This is a genomic window from Amycolatopsis sp. NPDC004772 (genome assembly GCF_053601215.1).
The window spans coordinates 1-24,211 of the sequence record NZ_JBSGBK010000115.1; the positions used below are offsets into that span (position 1 = coordinate 1).

23 protein-coding genes are annotated in these 24,211 nt (G+C 72.0%); 13 read left to right on the forward strand and 10 right to left on the reverse strand.

The genetic code is table 11. From position 1 onward, the window contains the following. Positions 1 to 364 precede the first annotated feature (364 nt). From ACWEF6_RS39010 to ACWEF6_RS39035, 6 genes are read left to right on the forward strand one after another with little or no spacing between them, the layout of a single operon-like run. Positions 365 to 1,570 carry an ROK family transcriptional regulator gene (locus ACWEF6_RS39010; RefSeq protein WP_449687568.1) on the forward strand — a complete coding sequence of 402 codons (1,206 nt, stop codon included), beginning with the start codon at positions 365 to 367 and terminating at the stop codon, positions 1,568 to 1,570. 11 nt (positions 1,571 to 1,581) lie between these two features. Then, entirely contained in the window at positions 1,582 to 2,940 is a 1,359-nt protein-coding gene (locus ACWEF6_RS39015; RefSeq protein WP_449687546.1) for an extracellular solute-binding protein, read from the forward strand. Next, a complete protein-coding gene (locus tag ACWEF6_RS39020; protein ID WP_449687547.1) occupies positions 2,937 to 3,932 on the forward strand; it encodes a carbohydrate ABC transporter permease in 996 nt (331 codons plus the stop codon). The genes ACWEF6_RS39015 and ACWEF6_RS39020 overlap by 4 nt, the downstream gene beginning before the upstream one ends. Beyond that, entirely contained in the window at positions 3,929 to 4,822 is an 894-nt protein-coding gene (locus ACWEF6_RS39025; protein ID WP_449687548.1) for a carbohydrate ABC transporter permease, read from the forward strand. The genes ACWEF6_RS39020 and ACWEF6_RS39025 overlap by 4 nt, the downstream gene beginning before the upstream one ends. Continuing rightward, positions 4,819 to 6,084 (forward strand): 6-phospho-beta-glucosidase, encoded by a 1,266-nt coding sequence (locus ACWEF6_RS39030; protein ID WP_449687549.1) that lies wholly within the window; start codon positions 4,819 to 4,821, stop codon positions 6,082 to 6,084. Before ACWEF6_RS39025 ends, ACWEF6_RS39030 begins: the two co-directional genes overlap by 4 nt. Beyond that, entirely contained in the window at positions 6,081 to 7,049 is a 969-nt protein-coding gene (locus ACWEF6_RS39035) for an N-acetylglucosamine kinase (protein WP_449687551.1), read from the forward strand. The genes ACWEF6_RS39030 and ACWEF6_RS39035 overlap by 4 nt, the downstream gene beginning before the upstream one ends. A 55-nt stretch (positions 7,050 to 7,104) precedes the next feature. On the opposite strand, the gene ACWEF6_RS39040 is transcribed toward ACWEF6_RS39035, so the two are convergent. The 4 genes from ACWEF6_RS39040 to ACWEF6_RS39055 form a co-directional block, all read right to left on the reverse strand. Further along, a complete protein-coding gene (locus ACWEF6_RS39040; protein ID WP_449687553.1) occupies positions 7,105 to 7,614 on the reverse strand; it encodes an SRPBCC domain-containing protein in 510 nt (169 codons plus the stop codon). Further along, positions 7,611 to 7,934, reverse strand: coding sequence for an ArsR/SmtB family transcription factor (locus tag ACWEF6_RS39045; protein WP_103340579.1), 324 nt, complete (start codon positions 7,932 to 7,934; stop codon positions 7,611 to 7,613). Before ACWEF6_RS39045 ends, ACWEF6_RS39040 begins: the two co-directional genes overlap by 4 nt. A gap of 88 nt (positions 7,935 to 8,022) precedes the next feature. Next, the gene (locus ACWEF6_RS39050) at positions 8,023 to 9,390 is read right to left on the reverse strand and encodes a GntT/GntP/DsdX family permease (RefSeq protein WP_449687554.1); all 1,368 of its coding nucleotides are present in this window, start codon (positions 9,388 to 9,390) and stop codon (positions 8,023 to 8,025) included. Beyond that, a complete protein-coding gene (locus tag ACWEF6_RS39055) occupies positions 9,387 to 9,884 on the reverse strand; it encodes a gluconokinase (protein WP_449687555.1) in 498 nt (165 codons plus the stop codon). Before ACWEF6_RS39055 ends, ACWEF6_RS39050 begins: the two co-directional genes overlap by 4 nt. 103 nt (positions 9,885 to 9,987) lie before the next feature. Here ACWEF6_RS39055 and ACWEF6_RS39060 point away from each other — a divergent pair, with 103 nt between their 5' ends. After that, entirely contained in the window at positions 9,988 to 10,692 is a 705-nt protein-coding gene (locus ACWEF6_RS39060; RefSeq protein WP_449687556.1) for a FadR/GntR family transcriptional regulator, read from the forward strand. A gap of 41 nt (positions 10,693 to 10,733) precedes the next feature. Beyond that, positions 10,734 to 11,618, forward strand: coding sequence for a cobalamin biosynthesis protein CobD/CbiB (locus ACWEF6_RS39065; RefSeq protein ID WP_449687557.1), 885 nt, complete (start codon positions 10,734 to 10,736; stop codon positions 11,616 to 11,618). A gap of 1 nt (position 11,619) precedes the next feature. Here ACWEF6_RS39065 and ACWEF6_RS39070 read toward each other — a convergent pair whose 3' ends face one another. The 5 genes from ACWEF6_RS39070 to ACWEF6_RS39090 form a co-directional block, all read right to left on the reverse strand. Next, positions 11,620 to 12,237, reverse strand: coding sequence for an FMN-binding negative transcriptional regulator (locus ACWEF6_RS39070; protein ID WP_449687558.1), 618 nt, complete (start codon positions 12,235 to 12,237; stop codon positions 11,620 to 11,622). Between the two features lie 50 nt (positions 12,238 to 12,287). After that, positions 12,288 to 13,121 carry an SURF1 family cytochrome oxidase biogenesis protein gene (locus ACWEF6_RS39075; protein WP_449687559.1) on the reverse strand — a complete coding sequence of 278 codons (834 nt, stop codon included), beginning with the start codon at positions 13,119 to 13,121 and terminating at the stop codon, positions 12,288 to 12,290. Positions 13,122 to 13,218: 97 nt separating this feature from the next. Beyond that, entirely contained in the window at positions 13,219 to 13,371 is a 153-nt protein-coding gene (locus tag ACWEF6_RS39080) for a hypothetical protein (protein WP_449687560.1), read from the reverse strand. A gap of 64 nt (positions 13,372 to 13,435) precedes the next feature. Then, positions 13,436 to 13,897 (reverse strand): low molecular weight protein-tyrosine-phosphatase, encoded by a 462-nt coding sequence (locus tag ACWEF6_RS39085; protein ID WP_449687561.1) that lies wholly within the window; start codon positions 13,895 to 13,897, stop codon positions 13,436 to 13,438. A gap of 262 nt (positions 13,898 to 14,159) precedes the next feature. Next, positions 14,160 to 14,726: a chorismate mutase gene (locus tag ACWEF6_RS39090; protein WP_449687562.1), complete on the reverse strand. Its 567-nt coding sequence runs from the start codon at positions 14,724 to 14,726 to the stop codon at positions 14,160 to 14,162. Between the two features lie 31 nt (positions 14,727 to 14,757). Here ACWEF6_RS39090 and ACWEF6_RS39095 point away from each other — a divergent pair, with 31 nt between their 5' ends. The 5 genes from ACWEF6_RS39095 to ACWEF6_RS39115 all read left to right on the forward strand — a co-directional run bounded on the left by ACWEF6_RS39095 (position 14,758) and on the right by ACWEF6_RS39115 (position 21,042). Beyond that, the gene (locus tag ACWEF6_RS39095) at positions 14,758 to 15,579 is read left to right on the forward strand and encodes a Nif3-like dinuclear metal center hexameric protein (RefSeq protein ID WP_449687563.1); all 822 of its coding nucleotides are present in this window, start codon (positions 14,758 to 14,760) and stop codon (positions 15,577 to 15,579) included. A 10-nt stretch (positions 15,580 to 15,589) separates the two neighbouring features. After that, entirely contained in the window at positions 15,590 to 16,327 is a 738-nt protein-coding gene (locus ACWEF6_RS39100; protein WP_310970690.1) for a zinc ribbon domain-containing protein, read from the forward strand. Next, positions 16,324 to 17,457 carry a bifunctional RNase H/acid phosphatase gene (locus tag ACWEF6_RS39105; RefSeq protein WP_449687564.1) on the forward strand — a complete coding sequence of 378 codons (1,134 nt, stop codon included), beginning with the start codon at positions 16,324 to 16,326 and terminating at the stop codon, positions 17,455 to 17,457. The genes ACWEF6_RS39100 and ACWEF6_RS39105 overlap by 4 nt, the downstream gene beginning before the upstream one ends. A 184-nt stretch (positions 17,458 to 17,641) precedes the next feature. Then, positions 17,642 to 19,384 carry a hypothetical protein gene (locus ACWEF6_RS39110; protein ID WP_449687565.1) on the forward strand — a complete coding sequence of 581 codons (1,743 nt, stop codon included), beginning with the start codon at positions 17,642 to 17,644 and terminating at the stop codon, positions 19,382 to 19,384. Between the two features lie 416 nt (positions 19,385 to 19,800). After that, on the forward strand, positions 19,801 to 21,042 hold the full coding sequence (locus ACWEF6_RS39115) for an SLC13 family permease (RefSeq protein ID WP_449687566.1): 1,242 nt from the start codon (positions 19,801 to 19,803) through the stop codon (positions 21,040 to 21,042). 13 nt (positions 21,043 to 21,055) lie between these two features. Here the strand turns inward: ACWEF6_RS39115 and ACWEF6_RS39120 are convergent, their stop codons facing one another. Continuing rightward, complete coding sequence (locus ACWEF6_RS39120; protein ID WP_449687567.1) at positions 21,056 to 23,896, reverse strand: AAA family ATPase; 2,841 nt, start codon at positions 23,894 to 23,896, stop codon at positions 21,056 to 21,058. Positions 23,897 to 24,211 lie beyond the last annotated feature (315 nt).

Here is a 24,211-nt window from a genome sequence, read left to right on the forward strand (position 1 = left end):
TCACCGGCCCCGGGCTCCCCCGGGGGGCGTTTTCGTGGCGCCGGGCCCCGGGCCGGCCCCCCCCGCCCCACTTGGGGGGGTGGGGGCCCCCCCCCCCCCCCAACGCCACATTGGGTGCGTTGAGCGCAACCAACGCCACATTGGGGCACTTGAGGCGACCGCGAACCTTTGGCCGGGTCCGGCCGGTTCGGCGTAACTCGTTCACCGGTACGCCGTCCGCCTGGCCCAACGCGCCTCCAAGCGTTATCTCCCCGTTTCGCGAGACCGTTGACGGCTGTGCCCCGGCTCACTACAGTCCCCGGAAACCGTCTGTAAAGTATCCTAATTAAGTCCGGAGGAACGAGTGCGAGCCGGTAGCCCGCGGATGCTGCGCGAGATCAACGATCGCGCCGCCATCGAGGTCCTCCTGCGGGAGGGGCCGCTCACGCGGGCCGAACTCGAGCTCGCCATCGGCCTCTCCAAACCCGCCACCGCGCAGCTGCTCACCCGGCTCGAGCAGGACACCCTCGTCACCAAAGCCGGTGTGCGGGGCGGCGGCCGGGGGCCCCGCGCCCAGCTCTGGGCGGCCAACGGGAGCCTCGCCTTCGTCGCCGCCGTCGATCTGACGCCGCACGTTGCCGACTTCGTCGTCGCCGATGTCGCCGGGATCGTGCTCGCCGAACATCGGACGCCGCTGCCCGTGCACGCGGGTGCCGACGTCGTCGGGACCTTCGGCGAGGCCCTCCAGAAGGTCGCCGAAGAAGCCGGGATCAAGCGCGAAGACCTGGCCCACGTGGTGATCGGCGCGCAGGGGGCGTTCGATCCGCGGACCGGCCTGCTCTCCTCCGCGCCGCACATCCCCGGCTGGCTCGGCTTCGACGTCCCGCAGAAACTGTCCGACGAACTCGGCGTCGACGTGCTCATCGAGAACGACGTCAACCTGGTCGCCGTCGAGGAGATGACCGTCGGGATGGCGCAGGACGTCGACGACTTCGTCATGGTCTGGCTGTCCGAAGGCGTCGGCGGTGCCGTCGTCATCGGACGGCGGCTGCTGCGCGGAGCCACCGGCGGGGGCGGCGAAATCGACTGGATGCGGGTACCCGATCCGGCCACCGTGGACACCGGCGACGTCTGGCCCGCGGCCGGCGCCCGGTTCGGCAACCTGGTCGACTCGCCCGCCATCTGCCGCCTCGCCGCCGCCCACGGCATCCAGGCCGACACCGCCTGGGACGCCGTCGCGAAGACCGGACCGGACCACCCCTTCCGGCACGATCTCGCCAGGAGGGTCGCCGGTGGCGTCGCCAACCTCGTCGCCGTCGCCGATCCGCAGCTCGTCCTCCTCTGCGGCGACACCAGCCGGGCCGGCGGCGAGGAGTTCGCCGCGCTCGTGCAGGACAAGCTGCACGAACTCGTCCTGCCGCGCACGCCCGTCGGCTGCGCTTCCGTGCAGGGCAACGCCGTTCGCGCGGGCGCCCTCCAGTCGGCGCTCGCCACCACCCGTGAGGACGTCTTCGGCGTCGTCACCCCCACGCTCCTCGGGTCGCGCCGGCCCGAGGGCGACAGCACCCGTCCCCCCAGACCCGACCGATGAGGAGGAGGGCCATGCCCCCGACCACCCGGACCCGCCGTGGCGCCCTGCTGGTGGCCGCCGCCGCGGCGTCCGTCCTGCTGACCAGCGCCTGTTCCGGCGCCGCCGCCCCGAGCGGGGGTGACACGGCCGCCGCGCCCGGCAAGGACGACAAGCTCACGCTCACCGTGTACTCCAAGTTCACCGACCGCGAGTACGGCGTGGTCACGGCCGGCCTGAACAAGCTCAAGGCGAAGTTCCCGAACATCGAGATCAAGCACGAAGGCAACCAGGACGACGACAAGCTCACCCAGTCGATCCGCGGCGGCAACCCACCCGACGTCGCCATCTCCTTCTACACCGACAACCTCGGCGCCTGGTGCTCCACCGGCAGCTTCCAGGACCTCAAGCCCTACATCGACCGCGACAAGATCGACCTGAACCAGATCCCCGAAGCGGTCCGCAACTACACGGAGTACCAGGGCAAGCGGTGCGCGATGCCGATGCTCGCCGACGTCTACGGGCTCTACTACAACAAGGACATGTTCGCGGCGAAGGGCATCACCTCGCCGCCGAAGACGACCACGGAGTGGTTCGAGGACGCCAAGAAGCTCACCGAGTTCAACCCGGACGGCTCGATCAAGGTCGCCGGCTTCCTGCCCTCGATGCCGTTCTACGCCAACCAGGCCCAATACTGGGCGCCGAACTTCGGCGCGCCGTTCCTCGGCCCGGACGGCAAGTCCGACCTCGCCAGCAACCCCGGCTGGAAGGCGATGTTCGAGTTCCAGAAGAAGATGATCGACTTCCTGGGCGGGCACGACAAGGTCGAGCAGTTCAAGGCCGGCCTCGGTGACGAGTACTCCGCCGACAACGGCTTCCACAAGGGCAAGCTGGCGATGATCTACGACGGCGAGTTCCGCACCGCGTTCCTCAAGGACCAGGCGCCGAACGTCAACTACGCCACCGCGCCCGCGCCGGTGCTCGACAGCATGGCCGACCACTACGGCGGCGGCTTCACCACCGGCACGATCATCGCGATCCCCAAGGGCGCCAAGAACCCCGGTGCCGCGTGGGAGCTCATCAAGCAGGTCACCCTGGACACCGACACTCTGGTGGACATGGCCAACGGCCTGAAGAACGTGCCCAGCACCAAGGCGTCGCTGACCTCGCCGAAGCTGGACCTGCAGCCGCAGTTCAAGACGTTCCTCGACATCTACGACAGCGGCAAGCTGGTCGCCAACCAGACCACCCCGATCGGTGACGCGCACCTCAAGGCGGTCAACGACTTCGCCGAGAAGTGGCAGGCAGGCTCGGTGCCCGACCTGACCGCGGGCCTGGCGAAGGTCGACGCCCAGATCGACGACGAGCTCAAGCAGAAGGGCGCGGGCGGATGACCTCCACCGCCGTCCCGGTCAAACCCCAGGGTTCCCCGTCCGCGCCGAGCAAGGCGCGGGCGGGGGCCCGCCGGGCCAAGCGCCGCCGGACCGTCCTGTTCTTCATGGCCCCGGCGTTCCTCGGGTTCCTGATCTTCTTCGGCTACCCGCTGATCGCCACGGTCTACTACTCCTTCACCCGCTACGACCTGATCAACCCGCCGCAGTTCATCGGCTTCGACAACTACATCCGGATGTTCACCACCGAGCCCCTGGTGGGCACGGCCGCGTACAACACGCTGTGGCTGGTGGTCGTCCTGACGGTCTGCCGGGTGGTGTTCTCCCTCGGCATCGCCTCGGTGATCTCGCGGCTCAAGTCGGGTGTCGGGCTGGTCCGCACCCTGTGCTACCTGCCGACCCTCGCCCCGCCCGCGGCGGCCACGCTGGCGTTCGTCTTCGTGTTCAACCCGGAGTTCGGCCCGGTCAACCGGTTCCTGCGGCTCGTCGGCATCGACGGCGGCCTGTGGTTCAACAGCCCGGCGATGTCGAAGCCCGCGCTGACGCTGCTCGCGCTGTGGGGCTCCGGCGAGCTGATGATCATCATCCTGGCCGCGCTGCTGGACGTCCCCACCGAGCAGTACGAGGCCGCCGAGCTCGACGGCGCCGGCCCGATCCGCCGGTTCTGGCACGTCACGCTGCCGTCGATCTCGCCCGTGCTGCTGTTCGGCGTGGTCAACTCGATCATCTACGCGCTGCAGTTCTTCACGCAGGCGATCGTGGCGGCCTCGGCGAGCGCGGGTACCGCGGACGTCGCCGGCAACTCGAAGCTCATCGGGGCACCGCAGAACTCGACGCTGACCTACCCGATCTGGCTGTACGTACAGGGTTTCCGCTACTTCAACATGGGTTACGCGGCCGCGATGGCCGTCCTGCTGTTCATCGTGAGCTCCGGGTTCACCTGGATCCTCGTGCGGCAGCTGCGGAAGTCCCAGCACCAGGAGGAGGGGGCATGATCACGCTGTCCGACACCGCGCGCAAGCCGCCGGTGTCCGTGCCGCCGCGCGTGCGGTTCAAGCGTACCTGGGACAAGCGGCTGTCCTTCGTCGCCACCCACGCGATCGGGATCGCGCTCGGCGTGATCTTCATGCTGCCGCTGCTGTTCGTCTTCCTCACCGCGGTGATGAAGAGCGACCAGGCGATGACGGCGAGCCTGTGGCCGAGCGAATGGCACTTCGAGAACTTCGTCAAGGTGTTCCAGAAAGCGCCGCTGCTCGAATACTTCGGCAACAGCCTGCTGTATTCGGCGCTGGCCACCGCGGGTGCGCTGCTCTCGGCGATTCCGGCGGCCTACGCGCTGGCGAAGCTCAAGTGGCGCGGGCAGAACCTGTTCTTCATGCTGACCGTGGCGGCGATGCTGCTGCCGCCGCAGGTCACCGTCGTGCCGCTGTACGACCTGTGGGTGCGGATGGGCCTCACCGGCACGCTCGTTCCGCTGATCGTGCCGTACTTCTTCTTCGACGCCTTCTCGATCTTCCTGCTCCGCCAGTTCTTCCTCACCATTCCGAAGGACTACCTCGAAGCGGCGAAGATCGACGGCTGCAACGAGTTCCAAGCGATGTACCGCGTGCTCATCCCGATGGCCAAGCCCGGGATCGCGGCCACCGCCATGTTCTGCTTCCTGTTCACCTGGAACGACTACTTCGGGCCGCTGCTCTACACCGGCGAGAACCAGGACCACTGGCCGCTTTCGCTGGCCATCGCGTCCTTCCGCGGCATGCACCACGTCGAGTGGAACATGACGATGGCGGCCACCGCGCTGATCATGGCGCCGGTGATCGTGCTGTTCATCTTCGCGCAGAAGTCGTTCGTCAAGGGCATCACATTCACGGGGGTCAAGGGATGAAGCTGGCAGTCGTCGGTGGCGGGTCCACCTACACGCCGGAGCTGATCGACGGGATCGCCGGCCGCCGGTCCACTTTGGACGTCGACGAGATCGTGCTGGTCGACCCGGACGCCTACCGCGTCGAGGCCGTCGGCGGGTTCAGCCGGCGCCTGCTCGACCACGCCGGGCACCCCGCGCGGGTCAAGACCACGCAGTCGCTCGAAGAGGGCGTCGACGGCGCTTCCGCCGTGCTGATCCAGCTGCGCGTCGGCGGGCAGCGGGCGCGTCGCTCGGACGAGACGTTCCCGCACGCCTGCGGCTGCGTCGGCCAGGAGACCACCGGCGCGGGCGGGCTGGCGAAGGCGCTGCGCACGGTGCCGGTGGTGCTGGACATCGCCGACCGCGTCCGCAAGATCGCCGGCGACGACACGTGGATCGTCAACTTCACCAACCCGGTCGGCATCGTCACGCGGGCCCTGCTCAACGAGGGGCACCGCGCGGTCGGCCTGTGCAACGTCGCGATCAACCTGCAGCGGCAGTTCGGCCGGCTCCTGGGCGTCGGCGCGGACGACGTCAAGCTCGTCCACACCGGCCTCAACCACCTGAGCTGGGAGCGCGGCGCGCTCGTCGACGGCGTCGACCGGCTGCCCGAGCTGCTGGAGCACCACCTGGACTACCTGTCCACCGAGGTCAGCGTGCCCCAGAAGTGGCTGCGGCGGCTGAACGTCGTGCCGTCGTACTACCTGAAGTACTTCTACGCGCACGACGAGCAGGTCACCAAGCAGCGCACCGAACGCCCGCGCGCCGACGTCGTCTCCGATGTCGAGGAAGAGCTGTTGAAGATCTACCTCGACCCGGAGCAGAACACCAAGCCGGAGTCCCTCGAGAAGCGCGGCGGCGCGTACTACTCGGAGGCCGCCGTGCAGCTGGTGCACGCGCTGACCGCGGGCGGGCCGGCCGAGGAGCACGTGGTGAACGTCCGCAACGAGGGCACCTTCCCGTTCCTGCCGGACGACGCCGTCATCGAGGTTCGATCCACTGTGGACTCAAAGGGTGCTGCGCCGATCCCGCAGCCGCCGGTCGAGCCGAACTTCTCCGGCCTGATCGCGGCGACCACGGCGTATGAGTTCCTCGCGCTGGAGGCGGCGCTGAAGGGTGGCCGCGACCGCGTGGCCGACGCCCTGCTGGCACACCCGCTGGTCGGCCAGTACACGAAGGCCGACACGCTCGCCGATTCGCTCGTGCAGATCAACCGCGAGTACCTGCCCTGGGCACGCGGATGAAGCCTGCCATCATCGCGATCGACGGCGGCAACAGCAAGACCGAGGTCCTGGTGATCTCGCAAGACGGTGTCGTGCTGGGATCCGCACGCGGCCCCGGCGCGTCGCCGCAGAACATCGGCGTCGCCGGCTGTGTGGCGGCGCTGGAAGAACTGGTGCTCGAGGCGTATCCCGCGTTCGACGGGAGGCCGTCCGCGGTGCACACCTCGGCGTACCTGGCCGGGCTCGACTTCCCCCGGGAAGAAGAGGTGCTGCACGCGGCCCTGGCGGCGCGCGGCTGGAGCGACACGCTGACCGTCGGCAACGACACCCTCGCGCTGCTCCGGGCGGGCAGTGCGGGGGTGGGGGTCGCGGTCGTCTGCGGCGCCGGGATCAACGGCGCCGGCGTCGGCCCCGACGGCCGTGTGCACCGCTTTCCCGCGCTGGGCAAGATTTCCGGCGACTGGGGCGGCGGCTACCGGCTCGGCGAGGAGGCCCTGTGGTGGGCCGTGCGCGCCGAGGACGGCCGCGGCCCGCGGACCTCGCTGAGGCCGGCGGTGGCGGCCTACTTCGGGAAGCCGACGCTGCTGGACGTCGTGCAGGGCCTGCACTTCGAGGAGATCGACCCGGCGTCGATCCACGGCCTCTGCCCGCTGCTGTTCGAAGTCGCGGCGGCCGGCGACGAGGTCGCGCAGGACATCGTGACGCGATTCGTCGAGGAGGTCAGCGTGTTCGCGGCGGTGATCCTCCGCGAGCTGGACCTGACCGAGGACGCCCCGGAGATCGTCCTCGGCGGCGGCGTCCTGACCGGCGTCGGCACGCCGGTGATCGCGGAGATCGAGAAGCGGTGCCTGAAGGTGGCGCCGCGCGCGGTGGTCCGGGTCGTCGACGTCAACCCCGTGGTGGGCGCGGCCTTGTTCGGACTCGACACGCTGGGGGCGCCCGAGGCCGCGAAGGCGGCCCTGAAGGCGGCGACCCAGCGCGTCTGAAGACTCTGGTGGAGCCTGTCCCGAAGCGGCGCGGGACAGGCTCCGCCAGACCCCCTTACGGCGCCGGGACCAGGACCTCGCCGGTCTCCAGCAGCGACTTGAGGTCCGAGAGCACCCAGGCCCAGCCACCACCGGCGTTCTCGCCCGGCCCGGCGTCGACGTCCTCCATCTGCCCGCCTACCAGGGCGGCCGTGTTCGGCGCGCCGGTGACGTCGTGGGTGACGGTGAGCCGGGTGCCCGCGGTCTTCGTCTCTTCGATGTCGTAGGTGAGGGTCGTGTAGGGCTCTTCGGCGAGCTCGGGGCTCATCAGCAGCTTCCAGGTGATGACGAGCTTGCGCGGCGGGTCGACTTCGACGACCTCGCCGTCGACGAGGTCGCCGGTGAACCCGGCGTCGACGAACTCCTGCGTCGGCCGGGTCCGGTGCTTACCGCCGACCTTGAGGTCGAAGTCGGCGAGGCCGGTGTAGCCGTACTTCCGCGTCCACTCGGGCTTGGTGATGGCCTCCCAGATGCGCTCCGGGGTGGCCTTGATGTAGACGCGGTGGACCTGCACGGTGTTCGTCATGGTTCTTCGCCTTCCAGCTCGTTCTTGAGGTCGAGGAGCGCGGTGACCCGGCGCTCGGTGTACTTGTCGATCCACCGGTCGTGGATCTGGCGGATCGGGACGGGGTTGAGGAAGTGCCGCTTCTCGCGGCCTTCCTTCCTGGCGACGACGAGCCCGGCTTCTTCGAGGAGCTTCAGGTGCTTCATGACGCCGAAGCGGGTCATCTCCACCTGGGTCTCCAGCTCGGTGAGCGTGCGGCCGTCACGCTCGAAGAGCAGGTCGAGCAGGAACCGGCGGGTGGGATCCGCCAGCGCCTTGAACACCAGGTCGTCGTCGGGCACGTCAGCGAGAATAGGTGACCGAAAGGTCACATGTCAACGAGTGAAAAAGGCCGCCACCCGCGGTGGGTGGCGGCCATGGTCACTACGGCTAGACGACCAGCGACAGCGGCAGGATCAGCGCGATCGCGACCACCGAGATCAGCGTCTCCATCACCGACCAGCTCTTCAGCGTCTGCCCGACCGAGAGCCCGAAGTACTCCTTGACCAGCCAGAACCCGGCGTCGTTGACGTGCGAGAAGAACAGCGAACCGGCGCCGATCGCGAGGACTAGCAGCGCGCTCTGCGACGGGTCCATCGTCGCCGCCAGCGGGGCCACGATGCCCGCCGCCGAGACGGTGGCGACCGTGGCCGAGCCCGTCGCCAGGCGGATCGCCACCGCGACCAGCCAGCCGAGCAGCAGCGGGGACAGGTTCGCGTCCTTGGCCAGGCCGGTGATGACGTCGCCGACGCCGGCGTCGACCAGGGTCTGCTTGAAGCCGCCGCCCGCGCCGACGATCAGGATGATGCCGGCGATCGGGCCGAGCGAGTCACCGACCACAGTGGACAGCTTTTCGCGGCCGAGCCCGGCCGGGCGGCCGAGCAGCACCATGCCGACCAGGACCGCCGCGAGCAGCGCGATCAGCGGGTCGCCGACGAAGTCGAAGACCTTGCGCGCCTGGTTGTCCTTGGCCAGCAGGATGTCCGAGAGCGCTTTCGCCAGCATCAGCACGACCGGCAGCAGCACCGTCGCGAGCGTCGCGGCGAAGCTCGGCCGCGGCTTGTCCGTGTCGGCGCGTTCGGGGATCAGCCGCTCGGGGGCGACGGCGTCCGGCACCAGCCGGGCCGCGACCTTGCCGAACAGCGGGCCCGCGACGACCAGCGTCGGGATGCCGACGAGCAGGCCGAACGCCAGCGTGACGCCGACGTTCGCGTTCAGCGCGCCGGCCGCGGCGAGCGGGCCGGGGTGCGGCGGGACCAGGCCGTGCAGCACGGAAAGCCCGGCGACGGCGGGAATGCCCAGCAGCATCAGAGGTTTCCCGGTGCGCTTGACCGCCAGCAGCACCACCGGGATCAGCATGACCAGGCCGATCTCGAAGAACATCGGCAGCCCGATCAGGGCGGCGACCAGGGCCATCGCCCACGGCAGCGCGGCCCCGCGGGCCTTGCCGAGCACGGTGTCGACGATCTGGTCGGCGCCGCCGGAGTCGGCCAGCAGCTTGCCGAGCATCGCGCCGAGGGCGATCAGGATGCCGACGGAGGCGACCGTGCTGCCGACGCCTTTGCTGAAGGTCTCGATCACCTTGGTGATCGGCAGCCCGGCGATGAGGCCGAGCGCGAGCGACCCGATCGTCAGCGACAGGAACGGGTGCAGCTTCACCTTCGTGATCAGCACGACGATGACGGCGATCGCGACGACCGTCGCGATGATCAGGCGGGTGTCGTGGCCGGTCCAGCCGGCGGCGAGGACGGCGTTCACGCGTGCTCCCGGAAGGCGGTCAGCGCGGCTTCGGTGATCTCTTCCGGGGTGCCGCTGGAGTTGTCGAGGACGACGCCGGCCTCGTCCGGCTGGAGCGGTTCGAGGTCGGCGAGCTGCGAGTCCAGCAGCGACACCGGCATGAAGTGGCCCTTCCGGGTCTTCATCCGCTCGGCCAGCCGCGCGCGGTCGACCTGCAGGTGGGCGAACCAGACGTCGCCGCCGGTGCGCAGGACGTCCCGGTACCGGCGCTTGAGCGCGGAGGACGTCACGACGCCGCCGGTGGCCTGGTGCTCACGGATCCAGCCGGCGATGGCTTCGAGCCAGGGCGCGCGGTCTTCGTCCGTCAGCGGCGTGCCGGCGGTCATCTTGTCGATGTTGGCCTTCGGATGGAACGTGTCCGCTTCCGCGTACTCGACGCCCAGGGCCTCGGCGAGTGCCGTGCCGATCGTCGTCTTCCCGGAGCCTGACACCCCCATCACCACGATGACGGTCATCCGCACCTCCCACTTCGTTGTGCCCAGGTGAGTGAAACCCAAAAGTACTACTTATTCAAGATGAAGTACTACTTAATCGAATCAGACGGCTAAGTTGCCGGGGGTGAGGCATGAGCAGGTCCTGGACGCCCTCGGTGCGGCGATCGCAAACGGTTCCCTTGAGCCGGGCAGCGTGCTGCGCTCGGAAGACCTTCAAGAACGCTTCGGCGCTTCGCGGACCGTCGCCCGCGAAGTCGTCCGCGTGCTGGAGACGATGCAGCTGACCACCAGCAAGCGCCGGGTCGGCGTGATCGTCCGGGAGCCGGCGGAGTGGAACCACTACGACCCGCGGCTGATCCGCTGGCAGCTCGACGGGCCGGCCCGCCCGGCGGCGCTGGCCACGCTGAACGAGCTCCGGTCGGCGATCGAGCCGTGCGCGGCGCGGTACGCGGCCCTGCGCGCGACGCCCGAGGAGCGCGGCCGCCTGGGCGCGCTGGGGGAGCGGCTGGCGCGGACGGCCCGCGCCCGCGACCTCTCGGCGTTCCTCGGCTTCGACATCGCCTTCCACGACCTGCTGCTCGCCGCGTCCCGCAACCCGATGTTCGGGCAGCTGTCGGACGTCGTCGCGGAGGTGCTCACCGGGCGGACCGGGCACGGCCTGATGCCCCCGGAGCCGCAGCCCGAGGCGGTGGCGCTGCACGTCGAGGTGGCCGCGGCGGTGGCGGCGGGGAACGCGGACCGGGCGGAGCGGGCGATGCGCGACATCGTCGTCCAAGCCCGGGACGAGATCGCCGCCCTGGTGGCGGAGGGGCCGGCCGAGGCCGAGTAGCCTCCGGGGAGAACTGGACTTTCTTCCGCCGGGGGGCACGGGTGAGCGCGGCGCGCGCGATCGGACTGGTGTTGGGCGTGGCGGCCGACGGCGCCCTCGGCGACCCCCGCCGCCGCCTCCCGGTGACGGCGTTCCGGCGTCTCCCGCGCCGGCCGGCGGTCGTGGTCGCGGGCGTGCTGGTCGCGGGCGGGGCGGCGCTGGAGCGGGCGAGCCGCGGCCGTCCCTTGGCGCAAGCCACGGCGACCGCGGTGACGACCTGGGCGGTCCTCGGCGCGGCGGGCCTGGCCCAGCAGGGCACGGAACTGGCCCGCGACCTGGAGGAGTGCCGCTTCGAACCGGCCCGGGCCACGCTGTCCGAACTGGACCCCCGGGTGGCGGACGGCCTGGGCGCGATCGCGCTGTCCCGGGCGTCGGTGGAGACGCTGGCGGAGAACACGTCGGACGCGGTGGTGGCCCCGCTGGTGTGGGGCGCGCTGGCGGGCGTGCCGGGGCTGCTGGGCGCGCGGGCGGTGAGCTTGCTGCGCCGGTCCCGCGTCGGCCGGCGCGGGCACTGGGCGGTGGACCGGGCCGACGAGCTGGTCCACCTGGTCCCGACCCGCGTGGCGGCGGGGCTGACGGTGCTGGCGGCCCCGGTGGTCGGCGGCTCGGCCGGCGGCGCGTGGCGGGCCTGGCGCCGCGACACGATCGCCCACCCGAGCCCGAACGCGGGCCGCGTCGAGGCGGCGTTCGCCGGAGCGCTGGAGATCCGCGTCGGCGGGCGGACGGTGTACCCGCACGGGGTGCTGGAGCTGCCGGTGCTGGGCGTGGGCCGCAACCCCGACGCAGGGCATGTGACGCGCGCGGTGGAGCTGTCACGAGTGGTGGGCTGGCTCGCGGGGGCGACTTCGGTGGTGGTCGCCGTTCTGGTGGGCTTCAGGCGCCGCTGACTCAGCCCCGCCGCCGCAGCTGGGCCCGGGCTTCGTCGTCCAGCGGTCCGCCCCGCGCGGCCAGCCGGGCCCCGATCCGCTCGCGGTCCTCGGCCGTCTTGTTGCCGCCGAACTTGAACTTCGCCCGGACGCCGGTGATCGTGAACTCGATCCCGCGGATCCCCGGCAGCAACCGCCGGTCCGGGGCGTCCCGATCCGCGCTCACCGGGGCCCGGGCGCCGTCCGGCTCGAAGTGCCGCAGCTGCTCGTCGAGCAGTGCCGCCTTCGCCGCCGGGTCGTCGACCAGCCGGACGTCCCCTTCGAGCTGCACCGTCGCGTAGTACGACGTCGGGACGCCGAGAGCCGGGTCCCCGGTCGTGTTCCAGTCCGCGCGGATGTACGTGTAGTCGCCGAGCACCGTCAGCAGCGCTCGCGGGTGCTCCTCCAGCAGCGGCCAGATCGGGTTCGGCCGGGCCAGGTGCGTGACGATCGTGCCTTCGCCGTCGAACGCGAAGTGCGCCGGCGTCACCACGGGCAGGTCCCGGCCGCGGCCGCCGGCGATCAGCTGGCCGAAGTCGTGCGCGGCCAGCCACTCCCGCCACTCGGAGCCGGACGGCGCATCCCACGGGTGGATCAGCATGACCCGAGTATCACCACCGCAAGTGGCCTCACCACAGGGCCATTTCCGGCCTACTTCTGATGGCCACTTTCGGCGAGTTCGTCCTCGGCGAGGATCTCCGCGACGGACTTCCGCCGCGCCGGCGCCGCGGCGGAGGTATCCAGCGCCCCGCCCGGCTTCAGCTCGCGCACGGTGAAGTACAGCCAGCCGAGCAGCGCCATCGCGCCGAAGGCGATCCACTGCAGCGCGTACGACAGGAACGGCCCCGAGTCCGTCTGCGGCAGCGGCAGCGCGCCGAGCACCCCGGGCTGGCCGACGTCCAGCTGGAAGTACCCCGGCCGGATGTCGAGCCCGCCCGCCCGCGCGACGACCCGCGAGTCGACGACGTAGCTCTGCAGCCGTCCGCCGGTGGAGGCGTCGGCGAAGGCGGCGCGGTTCTTGGGGTCGGTCTCGTCGGCCCGCACCCGGGCGGTCACGGAGACGGTCCCGGCCGGCGGCGGCGCGAACGGCAGCGCGGCCGACTTGCTGTCCAGCCGGACGTACCCGCGGTCGATCAGCACGACCGTGCCGTCGGTGGTCCGCATCGGCGTCAGGACTTCGAAGGCGCCTTCGCCCTGGACCGTCCGCAGCCGCGCGATGACTTCCTTGTCCGGCAGGTACTGGCCGGTGATCGAGACGAGGTGCCATTCGGTGTGCTGACCGGGCACGCTCCCCGGCGGCAGCAGCTGCGCGAGCGGCACCGGCGCGGCGGTGAACGACGTCTCCAGCGCGGCGTTCTGCTGCTCCCGCTCGGTGTTGCGGCTGAACTGCCACGGCGAGAGCAGGGTGAAGCAGCAGATGGCGAAGGTGAACACCACCGCCGTCAGAGCCAGCCACCCGGGCTTCAGCAGGAACCGCAACCGCACCCCACCACGGTAGGCCGTGCCCCGCCCGGGCCGCCCGCCGACCTCCGTCACCGGTGACGGAGGCCGGACGAACCACCCGGGCGGGGCGAACCCGGCGTCAGCGGTCCAGCCGCCACTGCCGGCTCGGGTTCCCGGCGACGCAGACGTCCGTGATCACCCCGGCGCCCGGGGCGACGGTGAAGACGGGTGCGTCCAGCCGGGCCAGGACGAGGTTCCGGCACGAGCGCGGTGACTCCGGCGGTCCGCCCACCCAAGGTCACGGTGGCGGTCCCGCCGGCCGAGTGGATCAGGACACCGCGCGCCTGTGACGCCGATCATGCGTGGGTGCGGACCCAGTCCAGCAACCCGGGGACCGTGCGCTCGACCATGCTGAGAACGTCTTCGAAGCCGTCGTCGCCGCCGTAGTAGGGGTCCGGGACCTCGGCGCCCTCGGGGGCCGACGGGTCGAACGACCGCAGCAGCCGCACCTTGCCCGGGTCGTCGACCCGCGCGCGCAGGAACTCGAGGTGCCCCTCGTCCGCGGCCAGCAGCAGATCGGCGGCGAGGTCCTCGTCGGACACCTCGGACGCGACGTGGGAGGTGGGGTAGCCGTGCGCCTTGAGCGTCGCGCGGGCGCGTTTGTCGGCGGGCTCCCCGGCGTGCCACGGACCGGTGCCGGCACTGGTGACGCGCACGGCGTCCCCGAGCCCGGCCTCGTCGAGCCCGGCCCGGAACACCAGCTCGGCCATCGGGGAACGGCAGATGTTGCCGGAGCAGACGAAGACGATGTGCGGCACGCCCCGAGCGTAACCACCGGCCCACCCCGCCCGGGCCGCGAGGCCCGTGCGTAACCACCGGGTTCACCCGGTCACCCGCCCGCTCGGCGGTATCCGCGGCCGATGGCGCCCACTTAGCGTCGATCGGGCGAGGACGCGAACCGGAAGGAGAGCGATCATGCACGGGTGCTGCTCGAAGTGCACCGGTCAGGGCTGCGGCTGCTGCGGCAACTGCAACTGACCCCACCCGGCGCCGCGGCGGCCCTGACGCCGCCGGGGCGCCCTACCCCGCCGTGCAGGTCGCCGACGTCGCCTCGGCGAGCGCCCGCACGTGCAGCGCGTCGAACCGGTGGAAGACGTCCACCACGTCCGCCGTCACCAGCTGCTGCAGCGGGCACGTCCGCGCGGCCCGCACCGGCACCGTCGCCGCCAGTTCCGTCAGCAGCCCCGTGTTGAGCCCGTCGATCACCGGGCGGATCCGCGAAAGGTCCGGCCGCGGCGAAGGGACTTCCGACGGGTGCGCGTCCCAACGCGCGTAGAGGCCGCGCTGCACCAGCTTGTTCGCCTCGATCTGGGCGCGGAAGAACCGCACCGCGTCCGCCGGGTCGAGGCCGAGGCCCGGGGCGCGCGACGCCACCGAGTCGTAGATCTGCTGCTCCCGCACCGGGTCGTCGATCGGCGACGGCGTCCCGTACTTGGCCGCCGCCACCTGGTCGGCGATCGCGACCCGCTGGGCCGCCAGGTCCGTCAGCCGCCACAACGACGGCACCGAAGCCGATGCCGGGGCCGCGAAGAGCGGCGACGCGGCGAGGACCGCCGTCACCGTGACGAGCAGGGACCGAAGGCGCATGGCCCGGAACGCTACATGCGAAAATCACCGCGTGCCCGCCCTTTCCGAAGTCATCTCCGTGCTGGAACGGGCCTACCCGCCCGAGCTCGCCGAGTCGTGGGACGCCGTCGGCCTCGTCTGCGGCGATCCCGCCGAACCCGTGCGCCGCGTGCTGTTCTGCGTCGACCCCGTCGCCGAGACCGTCGACGAAGCCGTCGAGCTCGGCGCGCAGCTGATCGTGGCGCACCACCCGCTGCTGCTGCGCGGGGTGCACGGCGTCCCGGCCGACACCGCCAAGGGCGCGCTCGTCCACCGGATGATCCGCGAAGGCATCGCTCTCTACTGCGCGCACACCAACGCCGACTCCGCCGACCCCGGCGTCTCGGACGCCCTCGCGCAGGCGATCGGCCTCCGCGTCACCGGCCCCCTGGAGCCGAAGGCCGACGGCGTCACCGGCATCGGCCGGATCGGCGAGCTGCCCGAGCCGGAGCCGTTCGCGGTGTTCGTCCAGCGCGTCGCGGACGCCCTCCCGGCGACCGTGCCCGGCGTGCTCGGCGCGGGCGACGCCGACCGGCCGATCCGCACCGTCGCCGTCTCCGGCGGGGCCGGGGACTCCTACCTCAAGCAGGCCACCGAGGCCGGTGTCGACGCCTTCGTCACCGCCGACCTGCGGCATCACCCCGCCGGCGAGCACCTCGCCGGCCGCGGCCCGGTGCCCGCGCTGGTCGGGCTGACCCACTGGGCCAGCGAATGGCCCTGGTGCGGGCAAGCCTCGGCGCTCGTGGCCGACGCCTTTGCGGGTAACGTCGACGTTCACGTCTCCACGCGGCGCACCGACCCGTGGAACGTCCGCGCCGAGCGCACATCGATCTAAGAGGAGCACCGTGAAGGCCGAACCCGCCGTGCAGCGCCAGTTGCTCGAGCTCGCCAAGGTGGACGCCGAGCTCTCGCGCACCGCGCACCGCCGTCGCACCCTGCCCGAGCTGGCCGAGATCGACGCGGGGGAGAAGACCGTCCGCGAGCGCCGCGACGCGCTCGTGTCGGTGGAGACCGCCGCCTCCGACCTCGACCGCGAGATCGCCCGGCAGGAGAAGGAGATCGAGTCGGTGCGCGCCCGCGAGGACCGCGACCGCAAGCTCCTGGCCTCCGGCACGGTGAACGCGAAGCAGATGACCGACATCGAGCACGAGCTGCAGTCGCTGGAGCGCCGTCAGAGCGCGCTGGAGGACGACCTGCTGGAGCTGATGGAGCAGCGCGAGGCCCTCGGCCTGGACGCGCAGCGCACCGGCGCCGAGGTCGACAAGGCCGAGGCCGAGGTCGCCGCCGCGATCGCCCGCCGTGACGAGGCGTTCAAGGACCTCGACACCACCCGCGCGCGCCGCGCCGAAGACCGCGAGAAGCTCGTGCCGCGCTTCCCGGAGCCGCTGCTCAAGCTGTACGAGCGCGTCCGCGAGCACAAGGGCATCGGGGCGGCGCTGCTGCGGGCCCGCCGCTGCGGCGCCTGCCAGCTGGAGCTGGACCGCAACACGGTCAGCGAGATCAAGGCCGCGCCGGAGGACGAAGTCATCCAGTGCGAGAACTGCGGCGCGATCCTGGTCCGGACCTTGGAGTCGGGTCTGTGACCTCGCACGTCATCGTCGAGGCCGACGGCGGCTCCCGCGGCAACCCCGGGCCGGCCGGGTACGGCGCGGTGGTTCGCGACGCCGACGGCGAAGTCCTCGCCGAGCGCAAGGAAAGCCTCGGCGTGGTCACCAACAACGTCGCCGAGTACAACGGCCTGATCGCCGGCCTGGCCGCGGCGGCCGAGCTCGGTGCGTCCACTGTGGACGTCCGGATGGACTCGAAGCTCGTGGTCGAGCAGATGTCCGGGCGCTGGAAGATCAAGCACCCGGACATGCAGCCGCTCGCGGAGCGGGCCAAGGAGCTGGCCGCGGCCTTCTCCCGCGTCAAGTACGAATGGATCCCGCGCGCGCAGAACTCCCACGCCGACCGCCTGGCCAACGAGGCCATGGACGCGGCGACCGGCAAGCCCGCCGCGGGGCGCCCCGGAACCGCCGCCAAGCCCCAGCTCCCGACCCGCAAGCCGGACCGCGCGACGGTGGCGTGGACCGGCGCGAAAGGCACCCCCACCCGGCTGCTCCTGCTCCGGCACGGCCAGACCGAGATGTCGGCGCTGCGCCGCTACTCCGGCCGCGGCGACGTCCCGCTGACCGAGCTGGGCCGGGCGCAGGCGGCCGCGGCGGCGAAGCGGCTGGCCGCGACCGAGGGCCTGGTCGTCGACGGTGAGGCCGTCCCGATCGTCTCCTCGCCGCTGACCCGCACGAAGCAGACCGCGCAGGCCGTCGCCGACGCGCTCGGCGGCCGCGTCGAGACCCACCCCGGCCTGATCGAGACCGACTTCGGCGAGTGGGAGGGCCTGACCTTCGCCGAAGCGGCCGACCGCGACCCCGAACTGCACCGCTCCTGGCTCGGCGACAGCTCGGTGCCGCCGCCCGGCGGGGAGAGCTTCGACGTCGTCCACCGGCGGGTCCGCAAGGCCCGCGACGAGCTCATCGCCGAGCACGGCGGGAAGACGTTGGTGCTGGTCAGCCACGTGACGCCGATCAAGACGCTGCTGCGGATGGGCCTCGACGCCGGCCCGCAGCTGCTCTTCCGGCTGCACCTGGACCTGGCGTCCCTGTCGATCGTCGAGTTCTACCCGGACGGGAACGCTTCGGTCCGCCTCGCCAACGACACCTCGCACCTGGCCTGACCGGCGAAAATGTGGGGTGGATCACGCTCAACACCGACGCGTGGCGGACCCCGGATGGGGTATTGGCTACAGTATCTCGACCGCGTCGCCGCGGTGGCGGGTCTCGAAGATCGACCCAGTCAGGGGGCGCCAGCTCGCGCGTATCCCACCGGCAGAAGCCTGCGGGCGGAACAGTGACGAGGACATGACGGCTAGCGCACTCACCGAGACCTCCCCGAGCGACGTCCCCGAGGACCCGGCCACCACCACGGCCACCCGCGGCTGGGGCGCGCGCCTGGCGCCGGTGCTGGCCGTGCTCGCCGGCGTCGCGGCCGTGGCCGTGCACGCCACCCGGTACGGCCACTGGATCGTCGACGACGCCGCCATCACCTTCTCCTACGCCCGCAGCTTCGCCGACGGCCTCGGCCCCGTGCTGCAGCCGGGCGCGCCGCCGGTCGAGGGCTTCTCCGACCCGACGTGGATGGTGCTGCTCGGCCTCGGCAAGGTCGTCGGCCTGTTTGACCACGGCGCGATCTTCGGCATCCCGGACTACGTGCTGTACCCGAAGGCGCTGGGCCTGCTGTTCACCGGCGGCGTCTTGACGGCCTGCCACATCGCCGCGAAGCAGATCTTCACGCGCTTCGCGTGGCTGGCGACGCTGATCGCGGGCTTGACGCTGGCGACGATCCCGTCGTACGTCATCTGGGTCGTGTCCGGCCTGGAGAACTCGCTGTTCGCGTTCGCGGTGGTCACCCTCGGCGTGACGCTGTTCGTCGCGGTGCGCAAGGACCGGCTCCTGACCCCCAAGGTCGCGCTCTGGGCCGGGGTCCTGGTGGCGTTCGCCGCGCTGACCCGCCCGGAGGGCCTGATCTACGCGGGCGCGTACCCCCTGGCGGCGCTGTTCCTGCTGCGCTCGGGGCTGTTCTGGAAGAGCTTCCGGCTCGCCCTGCTGTCGGTGGCGGCGTTCGCGGTGCCGTTCGGCGCGTACGTCGTCTGGCGCCACGCGGAATTCGGGCGGCTGCTGGCCAACCCGTCGGTGGCGAAGCAGCAGGGCCTGCCCGGCTTCGACGCGGTCAAGCGGCCGTTCGAGCTGGTCGGCTACGCGGGCTGGGCCGGTGTCGTCGCGTTGGCGCTGGTGATCGTGTTCGCGCTGGTCAAGGCCCCGTGGCGGCGGTCGCTGATCGCGCTGCTGGTGCCGCTGGGGCTGGGGATCGTCGCGTACGGCGTGATGGTCGCCGACTGGATGTACCAGCACCGGTTCGCCAGCCCGATCTGGGCGCTGGCGGTCATCGCGGGCACGCTGTCGGCCGGTGAGCTGCTGCGCCACCGGCAGGTGCTGCTGCGCGCGGGGATCGTCGTGGTGCTGGTGGGCGCGTTCGTCCCGTCGGCGGTCGGGTTCGCGGCCGCGGCGGACAAGTTCGCGAAGAACCCGAACATCACGGCGTGCCTGGTGGCCGACCGCTTCGGCCGCGGCTTCAACACGTACGCGGACATCCTGGGCCTGCAGAAGGCGTCGCTGCTGCTGCCGGACCTGGGCGGTTCGTCGATGACCAGCCGGCTCGAGCTGGTCGACATGGCGGGCCTGGTCAACAAGCCGATCGCGGACCTGGTCCACGACAACGACCTGGCGGGCCTGCGCAACTACGTGTTCGACACGGTCAAGCCGACGTTCATCCACTCGTGGGGCCCCTGGGCGGCGGGCAACGGCATCGCGCTGGACCCGCGCCTCGACCGCGACTACGTGCTGATCTATTCCTCGCCGATCGAGGGCCTGCGCAACGGAGACTGGGTCCGCCGAGACGCGGTGACGGACCCGGCCAAGCTGAAGGCGGCCCAGGACTACGCGGCGAAGACGATCCCGGCCGTGGCGGCCGACCGCTTCGGCGGCCCCCTCGACGACTGCGGCGCAACGATGAAGCCAGGCCAGACAATCACCATGCCCAGCTGACCCCACGCTTCCTCACCCCCAGCCCCGCCTCCGGCCGGACCCGGCGGGTCAAGCCCGGCCCCGACGTGACCGAGCCCGGAACTCGCGTGACCGAGCCCGGAACTCGCGTGACCGAGCCCGGAACTCGCGTGACCGAGCCCGGAACTCGCGAGTTCCGGCTTCAAACACGCGAGTTACGGCTTCAAACACGCGAGTTACGGCCTCAAGCACGCGAGTTACGCGTTCGGTCCCACGTGATGCCCCGCTGATCACGCGTGATGCCCCGCCAGGCACGCGTGATGCCCCAGCGAGCCCGCCCCAGGGCCGGCGCGGGGCCGGCCGGCCAGTCCACTTCGGACCCCGGCCCGCGGGGGCGCCCCCCGGTTCCACGCTACCCGGTGGCACCGACAAAATCGGGCCGCGGTTAGCGTGAACGCGTGAATCTCCTCGCGGGCGCGGCCAGCCTGCTGCTCCTCGCCGGTGTGCTCGTCTTCGCCATCGTGCGGCCGCGGGGGTGGCCCGAAGCCGTTGCCGCCGTTCCCGCCGCCGGGGTTGCCCTTCTTCTCGGCCTGGTGCACCCCGCCGCGGCCGGGGAGCGGGCGGTGGAAATCCTGCCCACGCTGGGGTTTCTGGCCGCTATCCTGCTTTTGTCCTTTTTGGCCAGTGTCGACGGCGTCTTCTCCTGGCTCGGCAACCGGCTCGCCGAGGCGTGCCACGGCCGGCCGCGGCGGCTGCTCGTGCTCACCTTCGCCGCCGCCGCCGGGGTCACCGCGATCCTCAGCCTGGACGCCACCGTCGTGCTGCTCACCCCCGTCGTCCTCGCCACCGCCACCAGTCTCGAACTGCCCGCGCGGCCGCACGTCTACGCCTGCGCGCACCTGGCCAACTCGGCGTCGACGCTGCTACCCGTTTCCAACCTGACCAACCTGCTCGCCTTCGCCGCGTCCGGGCTGACCTTCGCCGGGTTCACCGCGCTGATGGCCCTGCCGTGGCTGGTCACCATCGGCCTCGAACTGCTCGTCTTCCTCCGGTTCTTCAAAGCCGACCTGCGGCCGCGGGAGACGCCCGAACCGCGGCAGCACCTGGAGACGCCGACCTTCTCGCTCGTCGTCCTCGGGCTGACGCTCGCCGGGTTCGCCGTCGGGCAGCTCGGGCACGTCGAACCCGGCTGGATCGCCGCGCTGGCCGCCCTCGTCCTCGGCGTGCGCGCGCTCGCGCAGGGCAAGATCCGGCCGTGGCAACTGGTCACCGAGGCCGCGCCGCAGCTGTGCCTGTTCGTGCTCGGCCTGGCCGTCGTGGTCGAGGCCGTGTCGGAGCACGTCCTCGGCGGCGTCCTCCGGGACGTCCTGCCGACGTCCACCGGCCTGGTCGACCTCCTGGTCGCCGCCGGGGTGGCCGCGCTGCTGGCCAACCTGGTCAACAACCTGCCCGCCACGCTCATCCTGCTGTCGGTGCTGGGCCCGCACCCGGCGCCGGGTGTGCTGCTGGCGGTGCTGCTCGGCGTCAACATCGGCCCGAACGCGAGCTACCTCGGCTCCCTGGCGACCCTGCTCTGGCGCCGGACGCTCCCGAAGCCGCCCTCCTTCAAGACGTTCCACGTCCTCGGGGCGCTCACGACCCCGCTGTGCCTGGCCGCGGCCACCGTCGCGCTCTGGCTGGGCCTCGGACTCGCGACCTGACCGAAAAGCCGCCTCAGCGGCCGTCCACCCGCTGGGAAGACTTCGCCAGCGCGCCACCGAGCTCCGCCCGCCCGGGAATCCCCAGCTTCCGGTACGCCCCGGACAGGTGCAGCTCCACCGTCCGCCGCGTCAGGTGCAACGCCGTCGCGATCTCTCGATTCGTCAGCCCCTGCGCCGCCATCACCGCGATCCGGTTCTCCTGCCGGGTCAGCCCGTGCTCGTTGTCCTTCGCCGGCGTCAGCGCCCGCCGCGCCGAGCGCAGCTCCTCCGCCGCCCGGCGGGCCAGCGGCCGCGCCCCGCACTGCTCGCTCAGCTCCACCGCCTGCCGCAGCGTCTCGATCGCCTTTTCCGACTGACCGTGCCGGGCCTGCAGCGTCCCCAGCTCCGTCAACGCCGTCGCGAGCTGCAACCGCGCCGGGGACGACCGCAGCGTCGTGATCGCCTTCTGCAACGCCCGCTCGGCTTCGTCGTCCTCCCGGACCAGCCCCAGCGTCGTCAACGCCGTCCCCAGCGGCCGCGCCGCGCCCCAGCGGGCGGACGCGTTGATGTCCTCTTCGGCCAGACGGGCCGCGTCGTCGGTCTGGCCCAGCGCCAGCGCCGCGCGCGCCGCGTGGGCCCGCCACGGCACGAACCCCGGGAACCGCATCCCGTGGTGCGCCAGGCGGCGGCCGCAGCTCAGCAGGTCCTCGAACCCGAAGCGCGTGTACCCGGTCGCGACGCGCAGGCGGCCGCGCGCGTAGAGCAGGTACGTGTGCGTGAACAGGCCCTGGCTGGCGACGAAGTCCATCCGGTCCAGCAGGGACGTCGCCGCCTCGAAGCGGCCCAGGTCCACCCAGCATTCGACGAGTTTCGCCGCGCACAGGACGCCGACCGGGCACGTCGTCGTCGCGCCGCGTTCGTCGAAGCGGCGCAGTAACGACTCGAAGTGGACGCTCGCGCGCTGCAGGTCGCCGCTGGCCTGCAGGGCGATCCCGCGGGCCAGGGTGGGCAGCGCGCCGTGCGGCACGTGGACGTCCCAGGGCTCGCGCTCGACGTCGAGGACCCGGCACAGCCGGTCGACGTGGGCCGGCTCGTCCGCGAGCACCGCCGTGGCCAGCGTGAAGAAGTAGTGCTGCTCGAACAGGTCGCCGTCGTCGCCCGCCACTCCCCGGGTGGCAGCGCCGGCCTGGGCCGGAGCCCCGGCTTGGCTCAGCGCGTCGGCGAAGTGGCCGATGGCGTCCTGCGCCGACTCGCCGCTGCGGACCGCGTCCAGCGCCAGCAGCGCCGAGCGGCTCCGCTGGGCCGCCGGGTCGGTCAGCGGCGCCCACTGCTCCTCGAAGTCGCGGAACTCCGGGGGCGGGCCGAGCCGGCTGCCGGCCTCGGCGAGGTAGGTCATGCACAGCAGCGGCCACACCGCGTCCGGGCCGCCCGCGTCGAGCCGCGCCGCGATCTGGCCCGCCGCGCTGATCCCGAGCCGGGCGTCCTGGCCGCCGCACAGCGACAACAGCATCGCGGTGGCGATGTACGCGGCCGTCTCGCGGTTGCCGACCGTGTCGACGGCCTCCCGCACCCGCTTCGCCGCGGCGGGCGGGTCGAACTGGAACTCCGCGTGCGCGAGCTGCAGCAGCACGGCCATCCGGCGCCCGGACGTCAGCCGCTCCTCCAGCGCCCGGCGCAGGTGCCGCGCGGCCAGCTCGGGCCGTCCGGAGAACACGGCGTCGCGCGCGCTCAGCCGCAGCACGTCCACCGCCCACGGGATCCGGATCGACGGCGCTTCCAGCAGGTGGGCGGCCACGCGCTCGGGCAGCGCCCCCGCCTCGGTCAGCAGCTTCGCCGCCCGCGAGTGGTTGACCGCCCGCGTCGTGTGCGGCATGTCCTTGAGCAGGGAGTTGCGGACGAACGAGTAGGTCAGCGTCGGCTGGTCGCTGTTGGTCAGCACGTGCAGCCGGACCAGGGTGTCGATCGCCTGCAGCGCGTCGAGCTCGTCGACGCCGGCCAGCCGGGCCAGCAGGTCGAAGCCGGCGTCCTCGCCGAGGATCGCCGCCGCGTGCAGGATGGCCGGCGCGTGCGGGAACTCCTGCACCCGCGTGGTGAGCACCTGCCCGATCAGCGACGAGCCGAGCTCGTGCGGGTCCGCGCCGGGCAGCAGCCGCGGCCGCAGCGCCTGCAGCAGCACCGGGTTGCCGCCGGTCGCCTCGCGGCAGGCGGAGGCCAGCTCGCCGGGGGCGAGGCCGAGGACCTCCGCCGCGGCCGCGTCGCCGAGGCCGTTCAGCGTGACCGTGAGCGGCGTGCTCCCCACCATGTCCAGCAGCGCGACCTCGCGGTGCTGCGGGTAGCCGATGACCGACGTCAGCACGACCAGCACCGGCAGGTCGAGCACGCGGCTGCGGAGGTAGGCCAGGCACCGCATGGACCAGGCGTCGGCCAGGTGGATGTTGTCGATGCCGAGGAACAGCGGACCGCGGTCGGTGGCGTCGCGGACGATCCGGAAGAAGAGGTCGAGCGCTTCGCTCTCGCCGGCCGCCCCGCACAGCTCGGCGACGGGCGGGCGCGGGGGCGCGCCGGGCTCCTCGAGCGCGTCGGCCAGCTGGCGGACGACCCCGCCGGCCAGGTGGCTCTCCAGCCGCGACCCGGTGGCCGTCGCGATGGTGAAGCCCGCGTCCGCGGCCAGCGCCGCGGTGGTCCGCAGGGTGGCGCTCTTGCCCATGCCGAACTCCCCGGCCAGCACCGCGTTGGCGGCCGCGCCGCCCAGGACGACCGGGAAGAGACCGGTCAGGCGGCCGAGCTCGGGCTCGCGGCCGGGGAGCCGCGGGGCGGGACGCTTCGGTACCGAAGCCCCGCTGGCGGGGTGCTCGGGATTTACTTCGGTATCCACCGTAAGGACTTTCATGTTGGGTTGGGGCAGACTACTGGAAACCGGCCGACCACGGGAGAGACCGCGGTGCGCGGCCGGTACCGGCGACGACCTGACCAGGGGAGACGATGGACGCAGGGCTTGCGAACCGGATCTTCCCGACCACCGGCCGGTGCGCGCAGAGGGCCGTGACATCCGCGGCTTCGCCGCGAGCCGGGGGCTCTGCCACCCGGACCCCCGCAAGAGTTGTGACATCCGCGGCTTCGCCGCGAGCCGGGGGCTCTGCCACCCGGACCCCCGCAAGAGTCGTGACATCCGCGGCTTCGCCGCGGGCCG

Bases quoted from the DNA above. Each gene is read 5' to 3' on its own strand.
- ACWEF6_RS39070 (WP_449687558.1), bottom strand. From the start codon at position 12,237: ATGCTGATCCACCCGTGGGATGCGCCGTCCGGCTCCGAGTGGCGGGAG.
- ACWEF6_RS39020 (WP_449687547.1), top strand. From the start codon at position 2,937: ATGACCTCCACCGCCGTCCCGGTCAAACCCCAGGGTTCCCCGTCCGCG.
- ACWEF6_RS39055 (WP_449687555.1), bottom strand. From the start codon at position 9,884: ATGACCGTCATCGTGGTGATGGGGGTGTCAGGCTCCGGGAAGACGACG.
- ACWEF6_RS39015 (WP_449687546.1), top strand. From the start codon at position 1,582: ATGCCCCCGACCACCCGGACCCGCCGTGGCGCCCTGCTGGTGGCCGCC.
- ACWEF6_RS39030 (WP_449687549.1), top strand. From the start codon at position 4,819: ATGAAGCTGGCAGTCGTCGGTGGCGGGTCCACCTACACGCCGGAGCTG.
- ACWEF6_RS39090 (WP_449687562.1), bottom strand. From the start codon at position 14,726: ATGCGCCTTCGGTCCCTGCTCGTCACGGTGACGGCGGTCCTCGCCGCG.
- ACWEF6_RS39110 (WP_449687565.1), top strand. From the start codon at position 17,642: ATGACGGCTAGCGCACTCACCGAGACCTCCCCGAGCGACGTCCCCGAG.
- ACWEF6_RS39025 (WP_449687548.1), top strand. From the start codon at position 3,929: ATGATCACGCTGTCCGACACCGCGCGCAAGCCGCCGGTGTCCGTGCCG.
- ACWEF6_RS39010 (WP_449687568.1), top strand. From the start codon at position 365: ATGCTGCGCGAGATCAACGATCGCGCCGCCATCGAGGTCCTCCTGCGG.
- ACWEF6_RS39040 (WP_449687553.1), bottom strand. From the start codon at position 7,614: ATGACGAACACCGTGCAGGTCCACCGCGTCTACATCAAGGCCACCCCG.
- ACWEF6_RS39035 (WP_449687551.1), top strand. From the start codon at position 6,081: ATGAAGCCTGCCATCATCGCGATCGACGGCGGCAACAGCAAGACCGAG.